The sequence below is a fragment of the Bradyrhizobium sp. Bra64 genome (genome assembly GCF_024519875.1).
Lineage (GTDB): Bacteria > Pseudomonadota > Alphaproteobacteria > Rhizobiales > Xanthobacteraceae > Bradyrhizobium > Bradyrhizobium japonicum_G.
On record NZ_JALJRD010000019.1, the window covers coordinates 84,099 to 102,259 of the forward strand.

Annotated in this window: 13 protein-coding genes; 8 read left to right on the plus strand and 5 right to left on the minus strand. The window is 59.3% G+C overall.

Annotated elements, in window-relative coordinates:
• Positions 1-120: 120 nt before the first annotated feature.
• A complete protein-coding gene (locus NR187_RS32150; RefSeq protein ID WP_256809069.1) occupies positions 121-3,486 on the minus strand; it encodes a hypothetical protein in 3,366 nt (1,121 codons plus the stop codon).
• 730 nt (positions 3,487-4,216) lie between these two features.
• On the opposite strand from NR187_RS32150, the gene NR187_RS32155 reads away from it, so the two are divergent.
• The gene (locus tag NR187_RS32155; RefSeq protein WP_256809071.1) at positions 4,217-4,783 is read left to right on the plus strand and encodes a serine O-acetyltransferase; all 567 of its coding nucleotides are present in this window, start codon (positions 4,217-4,219) and stop codon (positions 4,781-4,783) included.
• On the opposite strand, the gene epsC is transcribed toward NR187_RS32155, so the two are convergent.
• The 4 genes from epsC to NR187_RS32175 form a co-directional block, all read right to left on the minus strand.
• A complete protein-coding gene (gene epsC / locus NR187_RS32160) occupies positions 4,780-5,376 on the minus strand; it encodes a serine O-acetyltransferase EpsC (protein ID WP_283814049.1) in 597 nt (198 codons plus the stop codon). The two genes, NR187_RS32155 and epsC, sit on opposite strands and share 4 nt — an antisense overlap.
• An 83-nt stretch (positions 5,377-5,459) precedes the next feature.
• Positions 5,460-6,737, minus strand: a complete 1,278-nt coding sequence (locus NR187_RS32165; protein WP_211381870.1) for a lipopolysaccharide biosynthesis protein — start codon at positions 6,735-6,737, stop codon at positions 5,460-5,462.
• A gap of 843 nt (positions 6,738-7,580) precedes the next feature.
• Positions 7,581-8,792, minus strand: a complete 1,212-nt coding sequence (locus tag NR187_RS32170) for an acyltransferase (protein WP_211381871.1) — start codon at positions 8,790-8,792, stop codon at positions 7,581-7,583.
• Positions 8,792-10,108, minus strand: a complete 1,317-nt coding sequence (locus NR187_RS32175; RefSeq protein WP_211381872.1) for a hypothetical protein — start codon at positions 10,106-10,108, stop codon at positions 8,792-8,794. Before NR187_RS32175 ends, NR187_RS32170 begins: the two co-directional genes overlap by 1 nt.
• Positions 10,109-10,250: 142 nt before the next feature.
• On the opposite strand from NR187_RS32175, the gene NR187_RS32180 reads away from it, so the two are divergent.
• The 7 genes from NR187_RS32180 to NR187_RS32210 all read left to right on the plus strand — a co-directional run bounded on the left by NR187_RS32180 (position 10,251) and on the right by NR187_RS32210 (position 17,951).
• Positions 10,251-11,600: an O-antigen ligase family protein gene (locus tag NR187_RS32180; RefSeq protein ID WP_211381873.1), complete on the plus strand. Its 1,350-nt coding sequence runs from the start codon at positions 10,251-10,253 to the stop codon at positions 11,598-11,600.
• Positions 11,601-11,661: 61 nt separating this feature from the next.
• On the plus strand, positions 11,662-12,324 hold the full coding sequence (locus NR187_RS32185) for a hypothetical protein (RefSeq protein WP_211381874.1): 663 nt from the start codon (positions 11,662-11,664) through the stop codon (positions 12,322-12,324).
• Positions 12,325-12,425: 101 nt separating this feature from the next.
• Positions 12,426-13,025 carry a transglutaminase-like cysteine peptidase gene (locus tag NR187_RS32190; RefSeq protein WP_211381875.1) on the plus strand — a complete coding sequence of 200 codons (600 nt, stop codon included), beginning with the start codon at positions 12,426-12,428 and terminating at the stop codon, positions 13,023-13,025.
• A 156-nt stretch (positions 13,026-13,181) separates the two neighbouring features.
• Positions 13,182-13,709, plus strand: coding sequence for a hypothetical protein (locus tag NR187_RS32195; protein ID WP_211381876.1), 528 nt, complete (start codon positions 13,182-13,184; stop codon positions 13,707-13,709).
• Between the two features lie 6 nt (positions 13,710-13,715).
• The gene (locus tag NR187_RS32200; RefSeq protein ID WP_211381877.1) at positions 13,716-15,929 is read left to right on the plus strand and encodes a polysaccharide biosynthesis tyrosine autokinase; all 2,214 of its coding nucleotides are present in this window, start codon (positions 13,716-13,718) and stop codon (positions 15,927-15,929) included.
• 118 nt (positions 15,930-16,047) lie between these two features.
• On the plus strand, positions 16,048-16,695 hold the full coding sequence (locus NR187_RS32205) for a hypothetical protein (protein ID WP_211381878.1): 648 nt from the start codon (positions 16,048-16,050) through the stop codon (positions 16,693-16,695).
• Positions 16,696-16,940: 245 nt separating this feature from the next.
• Positions 16,941-17,951 carry an NAD-dependent epimerase/dehydratase family protein gene (locus tag NR187_RS32210; protein ID WP_256809087.1) on the plus strand — a complete coding sequence of 337 codons (1,011 nt, stop codon included), beginning with the start codon at positions 16,941-16,943 and terminating at the stop codon, positions 17,949-17,951.
• The last annotated feature ends 210 nt before the right edge of the window (positions 17,952-18,161 follow it).

Here is an 18,161-nt window from a genome sequence, read left to right on the forward strand (position 1 = left end):
TTTCCGCCCAAGCGATTGCAACGCGAATATCTAACGTCGCTCCGCGCGCTTGCTTGGCGCGCGGAGTGCAAGAAGAACGGCGAGTGCTGATCGCGAGGCAGCCTGCGCGGGCGTTGCACCCTACACGAGCAGGAAATTGTCGTGCGTTAGGGTGGTCGAATTGACATGCGCGAGCAGAATCGAAGCACCATCTCCCAGGTGAACAATCGCGTCCGCTCCCGTCTGGGTGACGTTCAGGTGAGCGAAGTCGGCCGCGAGCGATTTGGATATCTGGATGACGTCGTGGTTCGCGGAGGCGCCCGCGTGAAAACCGGAGATTTGATCGTTGCCGTGGCTGAAGACAAAAGTCGTCGAACCGGCCGCCGTGAACAGGTCGTTGCCGTTGCCGCCCCTCAGCGTTACGCCCGCCGCGTTCGCCGTCTCGACGTGTGTGCCGTCGGTTTTGAGCAGATCCGTCTTCTGCAAGACTCCTGCGGGGCTGTAGGTCTTGTCCTGCGCGCCGGACGAGAGGAAGGTATAGATGTCCTTCACGCCGCTGCTCTGGGTTACGACTTTGGATGCCATCAGTCCCTTTGCGTCGTAGTAAGTCGCGGTCGAGCTGCCGTCCGAGCCGGTCGCAAGCGTGTAGTCGAGCGTACCGTCAGCGTGGGTGCGGGTCGCCGAGTTCAGCTTGCCGGCAGGATCGACGTGCTGAACGATGTTGACGTATGACTGGCCGACGATGCCGTAGGCATAGTTGTCCTGGCTGTGATCCGCGTGCAATACATACATCTTGGTCTTCACGCCGTCCGTGAAGAGAGACGTTGAGGTGGATCCGTCCGCGTTCTTGACGCTCTCCCGAGTGATCGACCCCGCGGCGTCGAACAGATCGTTGACCGACGATCCATCCGTGTGATGCACCGTCTGCGCCAGCTTCGTGCCGTGAGCGTCGTACTGCGTGCTGGTCTTCGTCCCATGGGCGTCGACGACCTGGGTGTACTCCAGGGTTCCATCCGCATGCGTGCGGACGATGGACGTCAATTGGCCCGATGCGCTGACGTGCTGGACGATGTTTTCGTAGGATTGACCTACGACATTGAACGCGTAATTGTCCTGACTGTGATCGGCGTTCGTGACGTACATTTTCGTCTTGATGCCGCCCCTGAACAGCGAAGTCGTGCTCGCGCCGCCCGCGACGACCACAGTTTCATTCAAGAGAGCTCCGACCGAGTCGAAATTGTCGGTGGTCGTGACGCCGCCTGCCATTGCGACTTTCTGTGCGTAGCTGCCATCGGCATGCAGCCGCTCGAACAGCACAAGGTGACCCGCCGCGTCGAAGCCGCTGTGTTCCGTCACATAAGCCTTTTGCTTGATGTTCAGCGCGTAGATGTCCTTCGTCCCGTCGGGACGCGAGATCGACTGGGCGATTTTCACGCCCTTGGCATCGAAGCTGGTCGACGTCGCCGTGCCGTCGGCGCTGCGCGTCTCGGTGTAGTCCAGGGTTCCGTCGGCGTGGGTTCTGACGACGGACGTGACGACGCCGCTGGCGTTCACGTGCAGAACCTCGGCGACGTGGCTCTTCCCGACGATGTTGTAGAGGAAATTGTCGTTCGAGCGGTCGGTATGGGTGACGAACATTGCCGTCTTGACGCCCGAAGTGAAGAGCGTGGTGCTCGTCGAGCCGTCAGCGTTGGTCTTGGTTTCCGACACGAGCGCGCCGGCCGGGTTGTAATGATCGTCGATCGCGCTTCCGTCCGCGCTGATATAGGTCTTTCCGGTGAGGGCGCCCGAGGCGGATTTGTGAGTCACCTCGGTGACATATGATTTGCCTGTGATTCCATAGACGAACACGTCCTTCGACTTGTCGCTATGGGTGACCGTCATCGACGTCTTGACCCCGTTCGCGTAGGACGAGGAGGCGGTTGATCCGTCGGCGTAGGTCACGAGGTCGTAGACCGTGAGGCCGGCCTGATAGGCCGTTTGCTCGGTCGACGTGAGCGCACCGGTCGAATCGTAGTTCTTGGTGAGGCTCCAGGTTGACGTCGAGGTGGTCACCGCGAACGAATAGCCGCCCTTGATCGTCGAAAGCACGTTGCCATAGTGCGAGATCATGTAGTCCATCGTCGCTTTCGTCGACACGGCAAGAACATGAGTGTCGGTCAGCGTGATGGACTTGACGGTTCCGGCGGCATTGAGGTCGGACAAATCGGCCACGATTTCGGCTGCGGTGCCGGTGACATTGGTCACGGCCGGCTGCGTCACCGAGGTGGCGGGGGCGTCGATCTCGATGATGAGCGGATGGTCGCTCACGGGCACGGTGAAATCCTGGACGTTCGTATAGCTCGCGATCGGCTTCGTGGTGTTCAGCGGATCGTAGATCGTGACGGTTTTGTGCACGCTGTTCAGATGAACATGAGCCCGCTTTGTCGGGTTTGCGATTTCGACGTCCTTCGCGTCGTTCCAGAGCTGCGGTTCGGCCCAAACCACCAGATCGTAGGCCCCATTGCTCTTGCCGAGAACCATGCTGCTGCCCGTTGAGGGCAGGTTCTCGATCGTGTAGCCGAGCGACTTTGTCGGCGTGTGGCCGCCTGCACCATCGTCAGCAAGGAGTGTCGTCAGATTGTGGATTGCGGTCGCGGCCAGCTTCGGGGTGCCGTCCGCATTGAAGAGGCCGAACTTGCCTTCGGGGTCGGAGCTGCTGCCGTGGTCGAGCAACTCGTAGAGATACGTTGTGGTGACCCCATCCTTGAAGGCATCGACGAGTGAATTGAGAATGGACTTTGCCTGCACCAGTTGGTCGACGCCGAGGCCCGAATAGCTTGCCAGGGTGGTGTAGCCCGTCTCGGTAATGACCGAAGGGTTGTTGGGAGAGCTGGTTGAAGCGAGGTCGACGGCGTACTTGATGCCGTAGTTTTCGGGCGTAGTCGTCGCGACGTAGGCGTGGGACGACGAATAGTCCGAATATTTCGAGAGATCGCCAAGCCGAGCGTAGCCGCTCACGTCGTTCAGTCCCAGCGTCATGTTGTAGACCGCGACGTCGCTGAGATGTGCGTCGGCCTTGATGGCCGTGTACAGATCCTTCTGAAATTGCGCGGCAGCTTGCAGGGAGGAGCTGCCGTGGTAGGTGAAGGCTTGGATATTGGCCTCGTTGAGACCCTCGATCGCGATGACTCTGTTCGGATACGCTGCGACGAAACCGTCGAGGGAAGCGAGGAACTGGGCAATGCCAGCCGCACCGGATGCCGGCAGGTCGGACGTCACGACAAAGTCGAACTTCACGCCGGCAGCCGCAAGCGCATCGATCACCGGGATTGCCGACGGATCGGTTGGCAGGGAATCGCGGATCGTCGTGACGCCGAGATAGCGCAGGTCGTCGATCATGAGACTCGAGTTGGCGTAGCTTCCCCAGGAAGATGCGGCCGAGTAGGCGGCATGGGCGTTGACTGCGATCGAATCGACGAATGCATGCGCGGAAGGGACGGCGGATGATGTGCTTGTCGTCGTCATGAAGAGATTCCGAGTTGGAGAGTTTCACTCATCTCTGTCATGCAACTTGGAAGTTTTCGTGTTTGAAGATGGTAAAAAGAGTTTCGTCACAGTGTTCCCAATGAGGTCGATGATCGCGCAAGCGCCGCGGATCGCGTACGCGTGCGCGAGGTTCCGCAAAATGGGTCTGCTCATTTTCGATGCCATCGGGCACGAAAACGAGTCCGTCCCCGTGTTCTCACGGGCAACGAAGATGCGATCTCCGATGAGAAAGTTGGCAGATGCTTCGTTCGTAATCAGCCGACGTCCGGCGTCGCACGGATTTGCGTGAATCGTAAATCCGATTCCGGCCGTCAGGTGTTCAAGCGTTGTTAGCCAGATGTTTATCGTGTGCTCGAGTTGCCGTTGGCGTGAAAGAGTGCAGATCGGTCCGGATGGTTGCGGCTTCTCGCTTGCACGACGGCGAAGCAGCGCGCGACTTTCGCGTTATCGATCTGCTTACGGGCGGGCTCGCCTGGGCGCATGAAGTTCCGGGGCGGTCTGACTTTGAGTCTTTGTTGCAGTTCGTTGGACGGTTCACGGTGCCATACGATCCTTGCGGTATCGGATATCGACTGCCAAGCGCAGCTGCCGAGAGGCTGCGCGAGCCCAGCCCCGATATTGGCCGCTTGGAAAGGCCGTGGAACTTGCTACATCATGGTCGGCGGAGCCGGTCGCAAGCATCGGTTAAGAGGCGTCCAGCAGGGTGATGATGAGCATGTGGAGACAGGATCTTCAGCGAAACGCAGCACGTAATGGTCTGACTGGCGCCCTGATCGCTTTCGTCACGTCACCCGGCTTCGCTCTTGTGTCGCGTGCAAGGCTTGCGTCCTGGCTGGACGACCGGGGCAAAGGGGGCAGGGCTCTTTCGCGGCTCGTCTGGCGGTCTACCGTCAGGAATTACGGATGCTATGTTGCCCCTGCCGCGCGCCTCGGCGCCGGCCTCTGCCTGCCGCATCCGGTCGGAATCGTGATCGGCGAAGGTAGCGTGATCGGAAACGACGTGACGATCTACCAAGGCGTCACGCTAGGCAGGGCTTCGCACGACGTCGACGCCTATCCTTCGATAGACGATGGTGCGGTGATCTACGCTGGCGCAACATTGCTGGGCCGGATCAGAATCGGACGCAACGCGGTCGTCGCGGCGCATTCGGTGGTTCTGTCTGACGTGCCGGACTTTGCCACGGTCGTGGGGGCGCCCGCGAGGATCGTCGGCACTGTCAGGCCGGAAAGCCCGTTGTTGACGGCGGATATGAATCGGGCGACTTCGTCGCGCTAAGCCACTTCGGATGCCAGACCTTGCAGCCCGTCCAGGGACTTCGGCGAAGCGTCGGAGCGCGGCAAAATCTTCGCAGGGGCACCTACCGCCACGGAATTCGGCGGCACGTCCTTGAGCACGACGGCGTTTGCGCCGATCATTGAATTGCTGCCTACGGTGATGCTCCCGAGGACGACACAGCCTGCCATCAGGGAAGCTCCGTCCTCGATCCGCGGCCGGCCCCGATCGGTGTGGTCTTTTCGACCAATTGTGATGTGCTGCAATAACGTCACGCGCTTTCCGATATCACTGGCACCCACGACGATTCCGTACGGATGCGGAACATAAAGGCCGCCGTCGACGCTCGCCGCCAGGGCAATTTCCGAGCCGAACAGCAGGCATGTGAACCACCAGACGATGCGGCGAAGAATCCGGCCGACGAGCGGTACCCGGAAGAGTACCTCCTGTATGCGCCAGGCAAAGACGAACTGGAAGCCTGGCGTCAGCAACAGCATGCGTGCAACGAATGCAAAGCCTACCGAGGTGTGTTCGCGCGAGGCGTAATGAGCAAGATCCTCTTTGATCTTGTCGATGATCTTCATCTTCTCTGTCATGAACGTGAGCTCCGCAACGTCGGCTGGGCGCTGGCTAGATCCAAACGGCCTCGATGGGTCGGCAGGGCGACCTTCATTTCCACTCATCCGCTGTTGTCGGGAGAGGACGATGCGCCGGTCGAGCGAAGCGCCCCTGCCAAGAACCACGCGCGCATGAGCAACAGGATAACCGCGGTCAGGAAAATTGCAATTCCTGCGCCGAGGAGGCCGAGAGTTACAATGCCGACGCAGGTCATTGCGGTCGAAAGACAGACCCCGATCGTGTTGATGGCAGCGTAGGACGCATCCTTTCTCGTGCTCAAGAGCCCGACATTACCCAGATCTGAGCATGAGCGCAGCACGGCTGCCGCAAGCAGCAGCAGGAACAAGCCGCGATGTTCGCTCAGTCCCTCCATGGCCATGTAGCGCAGCGCCACTTCGCTCGCCGCGAAAATGGCCACGGCCATTCCCGTGGAAATCGAGATGACCTTGTAGAATTCACCGCGAAGGGCTTCGCGCCATGCCTCGCGATTCCCGCTCGAATAGGTCGTCACGAGAACCGGCAGGGCAGTTTGAACGACGGCAGTCGATACCAGCGTCTGCAGCGAATTGCTGAGCGACCAGAAGAACGTATAGATTCCTGTCGCCGAGAGTCCGAGAAAGAAGCTTACGATGTAGCGGTCGAGATACATGAGCCCGACGAGGCTGACATCGCTCACATAGATGTGCCAGGATTTCCTGAGGCGGTTGGTGATCCAATCGAAGTCGACTTCCCGCGACAGCACGCCACTGAGTTTCCACTTTCTTGCCATGATGCAAAGCGCAACGAGGGCAAAAACGTTCGAGACGATCCATGCGCACAGCACCGTTTCTATCGAGCGCAGTTGCGGAAACAACAGGCCGAGGCCGATGACAAAGGGAATCCAGACGGCGGAACGAAGCAGAACGAGCACATTGGCTTCGAGCGCCTTGTCGAGGCCGATCAACGGCAGGTGCAAATCGAGCCCGATCGTTTCGAGCCACACCAGGACGGCGATCAGCGCGTAAAGGAGGCTGATCGTGCGGTGCAGGTAGAGCGACAGTAATAGCGCCAGGATCGTAGCCAGACTCAGCGAAGCGAATGTGACGAACAAGCGATTCCGGACTCGAATTGCCGCTTCGGCCGGGGACAATCCCACGACCTCGCGCGCCACGAAATAATTCAGGCCCCAGCCGATCACCGCCGGAGCGAGGCCTGTGACACCGACCGTCAGCCCATAAACACCTGCCGCGTCGTAGCCCAGATATTTGATGACGTAGAACGAAAGCAGGAATCGTAGCCCTAGCGTCGCCGATCGAATGAGTACATTCGCGAAGGCAACCAGCTTCTGGGGGACTTGCATTGTCAGGGCACCGATGATCCGTGATTGTGCAGGGCAAGCATATCATCCGACCGGTGTCAAAGGCGAAGCGTCATCGCGCGGGTTACTGCTCGCCAGTATGCACGCGATCATTCTGCGGCACGCCAATCCGCCGAATTTTTGACCGCTTGTGCCTCATTGCAGGCAGGAATCCGATTGCGCAAGATTCGCTCTCAAGTCGAATGTCGCAAGGCCGCTCGTGCGGTTGCCAGAGAGGCGCGCGGATCAAAGGCGGTCGGGAGGTTGATATCGAGAACCGGTGCAATGCAGGGAGGCATCTCGGGTCGAACTGCGCTCCCGCTCGTCATTGCCCAATACGACAGCCCGATCGGCCGGCGTGCTTCCATCGCGACTGCCCCCGCCTCTGCGCCGCCTGAGCGGGCAAGCCTCGCACGGTTCGAGACCGCGTGGCGTCGCATCGAAACGCAAGGCGGGCGGTTCAAGGCTTCAATCCGTGCGGTTCCCGTCCGACGGCTGGCGATGGCCGATCGCGGTGTTCATTCGATCTTAGCCCTCGTGGACGTATCGGCGGAATCAGGGCGAATTGCTCAACGCCCCTTTTACTGTTCCCGGCCTAGGCTGATCGAAAGGCAAAGAAGAGTAAGTATGAGTTAACCAAGGGGAGGTTGGAATGAAGGCAAAACTCACGCGCGACAGCGCGAGGGCGCTTGTCGACGCCGGTTACATGCCTTTGTCGCATTATATAGAGATGTTCGGTGAGGACGGTCCGCCAGAGACGATCTCGCCCAGCATCGTCCCGAAAAAACGGCGTAGCGCGCCGGCCAAAAAGCTCCCGGTCGAGGCAGGTCGGGTGAAGCACGACCGTCACTCACGCCGGCGTCCCTGACGATCGAGCGGGACGTGGTCGCTCGTATTTTCTTGCAAGAGGGGACTGGCGACCGCGCTCTGGACTTCGACCGAAGTCTTCCGGCCGCCCGTGCGAAGGCGGGCTGCGATGGCGTTCCGTAGCCGGACCTCGATCAGCTCATAGGTGATAGTCGAGGCAACGAACGAGGACAGCAGTCCGAGGGCGACGAACATGGGCCAAACCACCCATGATGAGTAGCCATGGGAAACCAGCCGTGCCCCGACAACCTGCAGCGGGTAGAGCGCGAACGGGTGAACGAGATACAGGCTGTAGCTGATCTTGCCGACGAATTGTGGTGCAGCTTTCGACAGCAACTGCGCAATGGTCGAGGCCGGGTTCAGGACTGTCGAAAACAAGATGAGGCCTGGAAGCAGCCCCAGGAACGGATGAACATACTCCAGCAGCATGTACGTCAATGCCAGGCACGTGAAGCTGAGCAGCAGTCCCGATGCGCCTCGCGCTCCGATGCGCAGGTCGATCGCCCTTAGCGCGAACCCGACCAGAAAATAGGCCGAGATCGGAAAGTAGAGAACGGTGATGGCGCCACCAAGCACGAGCAGGGCGGTAACCGGCCGGGAGCGCGTGGCGAAATAAAAACCCGCCGCGAACCACAAGTAGAAGACCCACTCATATGTCAGCGTCCATGCGTTCTGCTGCCCAAGCGGTAGATGCAGAACGTCGGGAAGGAAGAGCAGGTTCGCGAGGAAGATCTTCGCGTAGTCCAGCGCATCGATGCCCTTGAAGAATTTGTATCCGACCAGCGGCCCGATGGCGAAGAGCGCGAGATGAAGGATGACAAATACAGGAAGGATGCGCAGACAGCGGTCGACGAAGAATTTCGAGACCACCTGATGCCGGACCAGGCTGGCTGGGATCAGGTATCCGCTTATCATAAAGAACACTTCGACCCCGCGGCCGAAGGTTGCAATGGTCGCATCGAACCACGACGGCACCGGCGGCAGAAAGCCGGCGATGAGGGGCATGTCATAGAGATGGACGAGCAAGACGCTTAGCGCGGCAAGGCCACGCAGCCCTTGGATCGACGGTTCAAAAAGCTGAGCTTGGGCCGTAGAGCCGTGCGGCCCGAAGATATTGCGCCTGCTGTCGGATATCCTCTTGGCGAGATACTTCGCCCTCCCTGCGCCCAAAGGACGATCAAGAAGAGCCATCACCCGCTTGCAACCTTTAGGAGCTGCGGCGGCTGTCTGTTCGCATTGCGGTTCACATGCGGGAGCGGGGACGGCTTTCCAAAAACTTCGCTGAACGCCATCGTGATCACCAGTAGACCGCTCGCAGGGCCGTAGCCGAGAACGGTTATGGTGTAGAAATTCATCACAAAGATGGCAGTGAGCTTGTAGATGTCGCGGGTCCTTGCCACGGCCATGATCACGAAGATCACGAAGATCACGAAGATCGGACCGAACATCAGGTAGGTTCCGATGTAGAAATTATCCACGGGTACGTAATAGCTGGCCTTATTCGAGAACAGTTGCTGAGGATAGTTGAAGCAGCCCAGCCCGCAGCCGGTGAAGTATCCCAGAGGCATCAGATCGTTCATATAGACGAACGGCAGCTGCCAGCTGTTGTTGATGCGATCCTGCAGGCTGTACAGGCCCTTTGCGATCCTCCCCAGATTGGTCCCGCTGAACGCCAGCATCAAAGCAGCTGGGACGAGAAGGCAAAGGAAGGACCAGAGCGCGAGCGAACGAAGCGCAGCGAAACGATGTCGTTCGCCGAATGCGCGAACCAGCAGAAGGGCGCCCAGATAGATCACCAGGACGCCCAGCGCGGTCTTGTTGGTCGAGACCTGAATCGCATAGAGCGCGGGACCCGCCCAAAGCAGGCACCATAGCACGCTCTTGCGAATGGAGGTGAAGACATAGGTTATCAGGACGAAATATGCAGCCATGGTGCTGTCAGCGGCGAACCCTGAAATGCGACTTTCGCCGCCCGTCCACCAAAGTCGTGCCGCAGTTCGCGTCGCGCCGAAAGATTCGTAGGAGAAGGCGACCCATGGCAGCCGCGAATGCGCGGACCAAAAAATCCCGATCATCGACGCGAAGAAGAGAAAATATATGATGTTCAGCAGAACTTTTTGGTCCTTGAACTCGCGGCCGCAAAAGCAAAATCCGACAAAGGCGGGCGCGATCATCTTCATGGAAGAGGCCAACCCCTTCACCTCTCCAAGGAACACGTATCCGAGGAAGAGCGCGAAGGCCGTATACAGGACGAGCAGAATGGCGACGATGCTGCCTTGCTTGAACGCATATCTGTACGTGAATGCTCCGACGCAGGCGAATGCAAACACGTCGGGAACGAACCACAGAGCGTCCAGGTGAGTCAGACTCGCATAATAGCGGAAGACGCCGGCAAAAGCGTCGCGGCTGAAATAGAGCAGCACCGCGAAGCCTTCCAGGGTAGGCAGGGCCCAGGCCGCAGGTGTGACCTCGCGTTTTTCCGCTGCCAGCGTCGTTGGTTGATCCATCGTAGGGCCTTCGGTTAGATCGCGCGTCTTGTAAGGGACCAATATGACCCATCGGTAGCGTAGCAAATTGTCTCGATTTTGGTCATTCTACACATCTGGCTCAAATGATCGTCGATTCCGCAGCTTGCCTATAGAATTTTCAGTGCATCGTATATCCCGGTTCATCGCAGTCGCAGTCTTTGTAATAGTCCCTTTGCCGTTTGGGTCGGTCGATCTGATCTGGACCTGGATATGGACGTCGCTTCTGCTTGCGAGTCTGCTAACCGCCAATCTCTCCCGGGTTTGCAACTCGGATTTCTGGGTTATCGGGCCGACGGGCGCTGTTCTGCTGCTATTGTGTGCGCTCGCGGTTTTTCAGATCTTCCCCGGGGTCAGTGATGCGCTCGCTGATCCTTCCTGGCGGGTTGCCAGGGACATTGCGGGAGTGACGGAGCCGAACCGTATTTCAGCCACGGCATCGGTGCCATGGATCGGGTTCGGTTCTTGCTTGCTCTTTGTACTCGCGTTCTTGCGTGCCTATCTGCTTGCCACCGACGAGGAGGCGGCACGGCAGACGTTGAAAACGATCGCGTATGCGGGATTCGCCTACGCGCTATATGGCATCCTGGCGCATCTCGCGGCGCCGAGCGCGCTGCTCTGGAGGAGCAAGGAATACTATCTTCCTTATGCGACGGGAACGTTCGTGAACCGCAACACTGCTGCCGTTTTTTGGGGCAGCTGCTCGATCTTGTTCTTGGGCCGTCTTGCTCGGATTGCATCGGACGCTCTGGTTGCCAAGCAGCCGCGTCGGCACGGTTCGCGTTCATTTACAGACCATCCTGCCACCCTTGCTGGGGGCTTTCTGACATGTCTCGTCGCCACCGGCATGACCGGCTCTCGTGCCGGGGTTCTATTGACCCTGTTCAGCCTTGCCTGCCTCGCCAATCTCCATCTCATGCAACTTCGGTTCCAATCCAGGCATTACTGGCTGGGAGCGGGAGCCGTCGCGGCTGCAACCCTCGTGGGGTTCCTTCTGATCGGCGGAAGTGTTGTCGGCCGGGTTAGTCTGTTCGGCCTAACTGACGGTCAACGTGCCGAAGTCTATCGGACGGCACTGGAGATGTTGCGCGGGCATGAATTGCTCGGCATAGGCATTGGAAATTTCGAGACTGCATTTCCGCCTCACCGCCCGGCAAGTCTTGGCAGTCAGGGCATCTGGGACAAGGCGCACAGCACGCCGTTGGAAATGATGATTTCGGTCGGGCTTCCGTTGGGAGCGACAATTTGCGCCATCGCCGCTTTCTTCTGGGGGCGGATGCTCTGGGGGACTTTCTCGAGGCTGCGCGACCGAGACATTCCCGCCACCGCTGCCTCGGTGTTTCTGCTCGGGGTGTTGCATTCGTGTATTGATTTTTCACTACAAATTGCTGGATTTGCGGTGATATTCGCGGCAATTTCGGGCTGCGGCCTGGCTCAGTCGATATCCACGACCCGACGTCCGCAAAAAATTTAGGCAATTTACCACTCGTTAAATTTACTCAACCGCTCCCCGGGAAATCCTGTATGTCTAATCGATGTTTTTTCTTGGAAGGAATTGGGGTTTCCAGATGCGCATGATACCCGGTTTGGTGATTGCATTGCTGCTGGCGCCATCGACATCGAATGCGGCGACCGCCGTTGACGTGGCCTGCGTACCTCTTTCCGGAGGCGTGACCGCTGAAAAGGCAACTCAGTTTCTCGATAATCCGCCTGGGCTGTTGAGTGGAATCCCCGAGGGGGAAGAAGGCAGGCTGTCCGCAGCAATTCGAGACTTCGCCTCGATGCGCCCCGAGACGGTGGAGGGCATTGGATCGCTATCGAGCGCCAGTTCTCCGGCGCAGAACCGAGCGATTGGCGCTGGACTTGGAACGGCCGCATCGACATGCGTGCTCAGTCGGCCGACGACCGCCATGGCAATCCAGGCCGCTGTCCTGAAGACCGAGAATAGCGATCTCATTCAATCTTTCGTAAGCATCACCGGCGATGTCCCGACGAACGTCGTTCCCGGCTCCGATCCAAACGGGGATTCGATCTTTGGCGGCGGGCGCAGTACCTCTCCGGTCCAGTCCCCTGGCGCGGTAAGTACTTCCGTGAGCAGCACTTTTACTGCGGCCTCGGCTCCGGCTTCGACGACGTTCTTCTCGGCGGCCTCGGCCACCTCGATCAATCCGCTCGCGCAGACCAGCCCGACAAACTGAACGAAGCGAGCCATTTAGACGCAATTTTACGAAATTGCGCAATCGGGTCGAGAACTTTCGAGTCTACCGTCGAGCGATCGAATGTATCGCGGGAGGCGGTGATGAAGCATCTGGTTGCAGCTCTGTTTGTTCTAAGCTCTTCGTTGCCGTGCCTTGCGGTTGAGCAGGGAGCGAGCAAGGGAGTGTTCCTGAAGGAGGCTCAGAACGTTCTGGCTCCGTTGCAGTTTGTGAAATTCTGCATGAACTACTCGAGCGAGTGCGCGCAGAGCTCGCCTGAAGCGCGATTGCCGGCTCAGGATGTCGCTCTTTCGACCCTCGCCGAGGTCAACGCGAGCGTGAACCAAGCCATTTCGCCTGTGCAGAAATCAACCGATCCGCTGCTGGCGCGTTGGACGATCTCGCCTTCGTCGGGAGATTGCAACGACTATGCAATCACCAAGCGCCATCTGCTTCTCGCCAAGGGGTGGCCTGCGAGTGCCTTGCGTCTGGCGGTCGTCTATGCCCCCGCTGGAGGGCACCTTGTGTTGATCGTACGGTTGCAGGACGGTGACTATGTCCTGGACAATCTCGTGCCGGACGTGCGCGATTGGCGGAGATCGAGCTATCTATGGGTGTCGATGGAATCCGGCGAGGATCCTCGCTTTTGGGTTTCGATCGCCAAGCAAGATCACCGCGATTTTGCCGAGCTCGGGAACAGGTAAGGGCCGCCGCAAGCAGGGCGATCGGTTTTCTTTTGCAATGCACAAAGACTTGCCGTATTTATCCGTTAAGCGCGGATGATCCATGACATACGGTGAGACCAAGTGCTTCGTAGAGACCGCAATCGCCTGTTGTGCCTTTATTCGCGTACTCCGATCTTGGTGCGATCGCTCCTGGCCGTGGTGTGCTTCACACTGGCTGGTGCGCCGTCGGCAACGGCACATTGCCTGCCGTTGCTGTTGAGGACTCCGCCGGTCGAGCTTCGCGTTTTTGCGGCCGATCCGGCGCATCTTTTGAAGTACGCGAACAACGACAAGACCAAGCTCGAGGACAAAGTAACGGAGTATTTGGCCACCGACCCCGATCTGCTGCCCCAGATTGCAAAATTGATTTCATTGGCTCCAGGGTCGAATCGGTCGGCAATCGGACGCGGGCTTGCTCGAGCGGCACAGCATTGCGGCCCGATCGAGCCCAAGGTCGTGCAGAGCATCATCGATTTTGTACGAAGATCGCAGGACTCGTCGGTGAGCGCCGGATATGCGTCGATTGAGAGCGACGCACCTGTTCCGATTTCGGCGCCGAGCAAGCCGGTCGCCCAGTCCAACTCGTTATTCGAGGGAGAATGGAACATGGATGTCGGCAATCCGTTCGCCCCCGTCCCGCTTCCTCTCGAACTGCCGCGGTAGCGCAGCATGTATCAGCCGCGAAATTCTTTCGAGCCTGGGCAGTCTTCGTCGTTTCCGCTCAACACCGCCGTTTTGACGTTCGAGCGGACGCTCGACATTGTGCGCCGGCAGTGGCCGTTGATCGCCTCTGTCGTGGGCTTCTGTCTGGCTGTGGTGGTGGCGTACGCCCTGACGGCCACCCCTTATTACACGAGCTCCGTCAGTATTCTCGTGGATACCCGTCAAGCGGTTATGAACAAATCGACGGACGCGGCGAACAGCACGCTGATTGATCCCGGCTTCGTCGAGAGCCAAGTCGAAATTCTCACGTCCGACGACCTGGTGCGCTCGGTCGTAGATACGTTGAACCTCACCAGCGATCCTGAATACGTCCAGGGGGACATGATCTCCTACGTGGTTGGCTCAATCACCAATCTGCTCGGTCTCGCCGAGCCGGAATCCAAAGATTTTGTGAAGCGGATGGTGGTCGCCAGCCTCAAGAAAAATCTGAAAGTGGAGCGGGTCGGCGTCACCTATGTGCTGACAATGTCGTTTCGATCGACCATGCCTGAGAAGGCGGCGAAAATTGCGAACGCCCTGGCAGATGCGTACATGACCAGCGTCCTGGAAGCCAAGTACCAGTCGACGAAGCGAGCGAGCGAATGGCTGCAAAGGCGAAGCACTGAGCTGCAGCAGCAGGCGATGGAAGCCGATCGGGCGGTTCAGACGTTCAAGGCTGAAAATCACATCGTTGGGACGAGCAAGGGCTTGATGAACGAGCAGCAGCTCTCCGACGTCAATACGCAATTGATTCAGGCTCGCGCCAGCACCGCGGAGGCCAAGGCCCGGCTCGACAGAATCAACGCGATCACCGACCAGGACCTTGCTCAACCGACGGTGACTGACGCTCTTAGCAACACCGTGATTACGCGACTGCGCGCGCAATATCTCGATCTCGCCGCGCAGTATGCGGATTGGTCGAACAAGTACGGCAAGGAGCACCAGGCGTCGGTCAACCTGGCTTCCCGCATGCAGGAACTGCGGCGGGCGATAAAGGACGAGGTCAGGCGCATCGCCGATGCCTACAAGAGCGATTACGAGATTGCGCGAAGCAGGGAAAGTTCGCTCGAAACGGACCTTAACAAGCTCGTGGGCGAATCCGGCAGCGCCAGTCAGGCCCAGGTGAAGCTGCGCAATCTGGAGAGCGCCGCCGACACCTATCGGACGCTGTACAACAACTTCCTTCAGCAATTGCAGGAAGCGACGCAAAACCAGAGCTTCCCGATCAGCGAAGCCAGGATCATCAGCACGGCTCAGAAACCGGACAAGAAGAGCTGGCCGAGAACGGGGCTGCTGCTCCTGGGCGGGCTGATCGGAGGCCTGTGCTTCGGTCTCGGTGGTGCCGTCGGCAAGGAGTTGCTGACCGAGGTCCTGCGGACGCCATCTGAGGTCGAGACTGAGACAGCGCTGCAATGCCTTGGCACGCTGCCTGAGCTTCGTCCGGAGGCGTCGGATGGTTCGTCGTCGGACACGCGCGGGGCGGCGCTTACGCGATATGCGCTCGAGCATCCGTTCTCGCGGTTTGCCGAAACGCTTCGCAACATCAAGACCGCCGTCGACCTGTCGCGTCTGACGAGAGAGACGAACGTCATTGCCGTCGTCTCGTCACTTCCAAAGGAAGGAAAGACGACCGTTGCCGCGAATCTGGCGCATCTGGCCGCTCTCGCAGGGCATCGCGCATTGCTGATAGATGGCGATCTGCACACTCAGACATTGACCCGGAAAATCGCTCCCGGCGCCAAGTCTGGTCTCGTCGAGGCCCTCGCGGAGCCGGGGCAGTTCGAGCAGCACATCCAGGTCGACCGGCAGTCCAATCTTCACTTTCTGCCGTCGGTCGTGCGGGCGCGGCTGGTCAATTCGGCTGATTTGCTGTCTTCCCAGGCGATGTCGGATTTTCTCAAATCGGCGAGAAAAAAATACGACTACATCTTTGTCGACCTCGCTCCTGTGCTTCCCGTGACGGACGCCAAGGCGGTCGGACATTTGGTCGACGCCATCGTTTATGTGGTTGAGTGGGGCAAGACCCGCCGTGCGGCGGTGAACGAGGCCATCGTCGATCTTGAAGTGTTCAGAGGCAAGATCGTCGGTATCGTGCTGAATCGAGCCAATCCGAAAACGCTGAAGCGAATTGAGTCGTACAAGGGGCGGCACTATTCCGACTATTACGTCGAGCAGGCCTGAGAACAAGCACGGGTCCCGCCGCCCGTCGGCAGTATATGCAGCCATCATCAACGTCGTAGTCGCTGCGACGGCACTGGTCTGGCTGCTATCGGCTGCGAGTTATACATTTCGGCCCACGTTGCAGGATCTGGCCGAGCGTTTGAGCCGCGGCGAGAACTACGACAATGAGGTGCTCGAACGTATTGCGGCCCGTTACGACGACGCCTCGGGGGCATTTTGCGATCCCCGGCAGCGTCGCAACCTGCTGCTGGTCAATCTGCGGCTCCTGAGCAATCACCTCGAATCCGGCAACGTCGATTCGCTTGATGCGAGCCTGGAGAACGTGACGCGCTCGGCCAAACACCTGATCGCGTGCTCGCCCTCGGAATCGATCGCTTGGCTGGCGTTGTACTGGGCTGAAATTCGAGCCGCAGGCTTTGGCCCGACCGCGGTTTCCTATCTCACTCAGTCGTATCATTTCGGGCCGCATGAAATCTGGGTGCAACTTTTCCGCGCGCCGCTTGCGCTGCGCGCCTACAGCTTCCTGCCGGAAGACCTCAAGCGACAGACACGCGCCGATTTCGACGACATCGTTGGCGCCCGTCTCTTTCCAACGGCCGTTCTGATGTACCAGGCCGCATCACAAGCGACCCAAGCCGTGCTGCTCGAGGGCATGTGCGACGATCCGATCGAGGTGAGACTCATCTTCCGTCGCTTCGCCGAAGGTCGCGGGCTGCGCATCGCGCATGCGTGCTTTGCCGAGCCCGACCATCCAGCCCGCGGATAGTATTTTGCAAAGAAATGGCCGACGACGACCGCTTCTCGCCGTCGCGCGTGGAGCGCCGGCCTTTCGAACTGGCCCCCTGAGCTGCTGCTCCACATCGTGCATGCATCGCCATCGCGGCACGTCCGTCGCCGGACGATGGAGCGGAATGCCGCTCTCAATGCATGAAACGGCCGCAAAGCCGAGCCTTGCTTCGGACGTATCAGTCTGGCATTGCAGTGCGAGATGGATGAGGCGACGAGTTGATCATGGCTCCTGTGATTGTCACCGGTGCGGCCGGTTTTATCGGTATGCATCTATCTGAACGCCTCCTCGCGCGCGGAGAGGATGTGGTCGGCATCGATGCGATCACGGCCTACTATGATCCAGCTTTGAAACGCGCTCGACTTGACCGCCTGCAACGGTATCCCGGATTCAAGTCTTATGAGACGGACCTTGCCGATCCCGACGCCACGGCGCGGGTCTTCGAGGATGTGCGGCCCGACCGCGTGGTGCATCTGGCGGCGCAGCCCGGCGTGCGCGCGTCGATCGATGATCCCATCACCAGCATCCGCGCCAATTGTGACGGCTTTGTCACCGTGCTCGAAGCCGGCCGGCGCCACGGTTTGGCGCATCTCGTCTACGCTTCGTCGAGTTCCGTCTACGGCGCCAATCGCACCTTGCCGTATTCGACCGAGCATTCGGTCAACCATCCGGTCAGCCTCTATGCCGCGAGCAAGAAGGCCAACGAGCTGATGGCGCACACGTTCGCACATGTTCACAAGCTGCCGGTGACCGGCCTTCGCTTCTTCACCGTCTACGGTCCGTGGGGCCGGCCCGACATGGCCGCCTATCTGTTCACGCGCGCGATCTTCGCGAACCAGCCGATCAAGATTTTCAATAATGGCGATATGTGGCGCGATTTCACCTATGTCGACGACATCGTCGAGGGCGTGATCCGCACGCTCGATCGGCCTGCGACGCCGAATCCGGCGTGGAATGCCGAGCAGCCGGAAAACTCGACCAGCTATGCGCCGTACCGCGTCTACAACATCGGCAACAACAGGTCGGTCAAGCTGATCGAGTTCGTCGAGACGCTCGAGAAGATCATCGGCAAGCCTGCGATCCGCGAGCTTTTGCCGATGCAGGCCGGCGACGTCCTGGAGACGCGCGCCGACATTTCCGCCCTCCAGCGCGACGTCGGCTTCGCGCCGTCGACGCCAATCGCGGAAGGCCTCGCGCGTTTCGTCGAATGGTATCGAAAGTACCACGGCGTCTGATCGCCGAAGCGAACGGCAAGACACGAAAAAAATCGGGTGGCGACGGTTAAGGTTTGTTCAGTTCGCGCAGCATCCTGCCCTAATGTTGGGCGAGCGGCCGGGTAGAGAAATGGTCTAGGGTGTTCAGTGGAACATCCGTCTTCAACGGAAAGAGTTTTTCATGCGAATCGCGATGATCGGAACGGGCTATGTGGGACTGGTGTCCGGAGC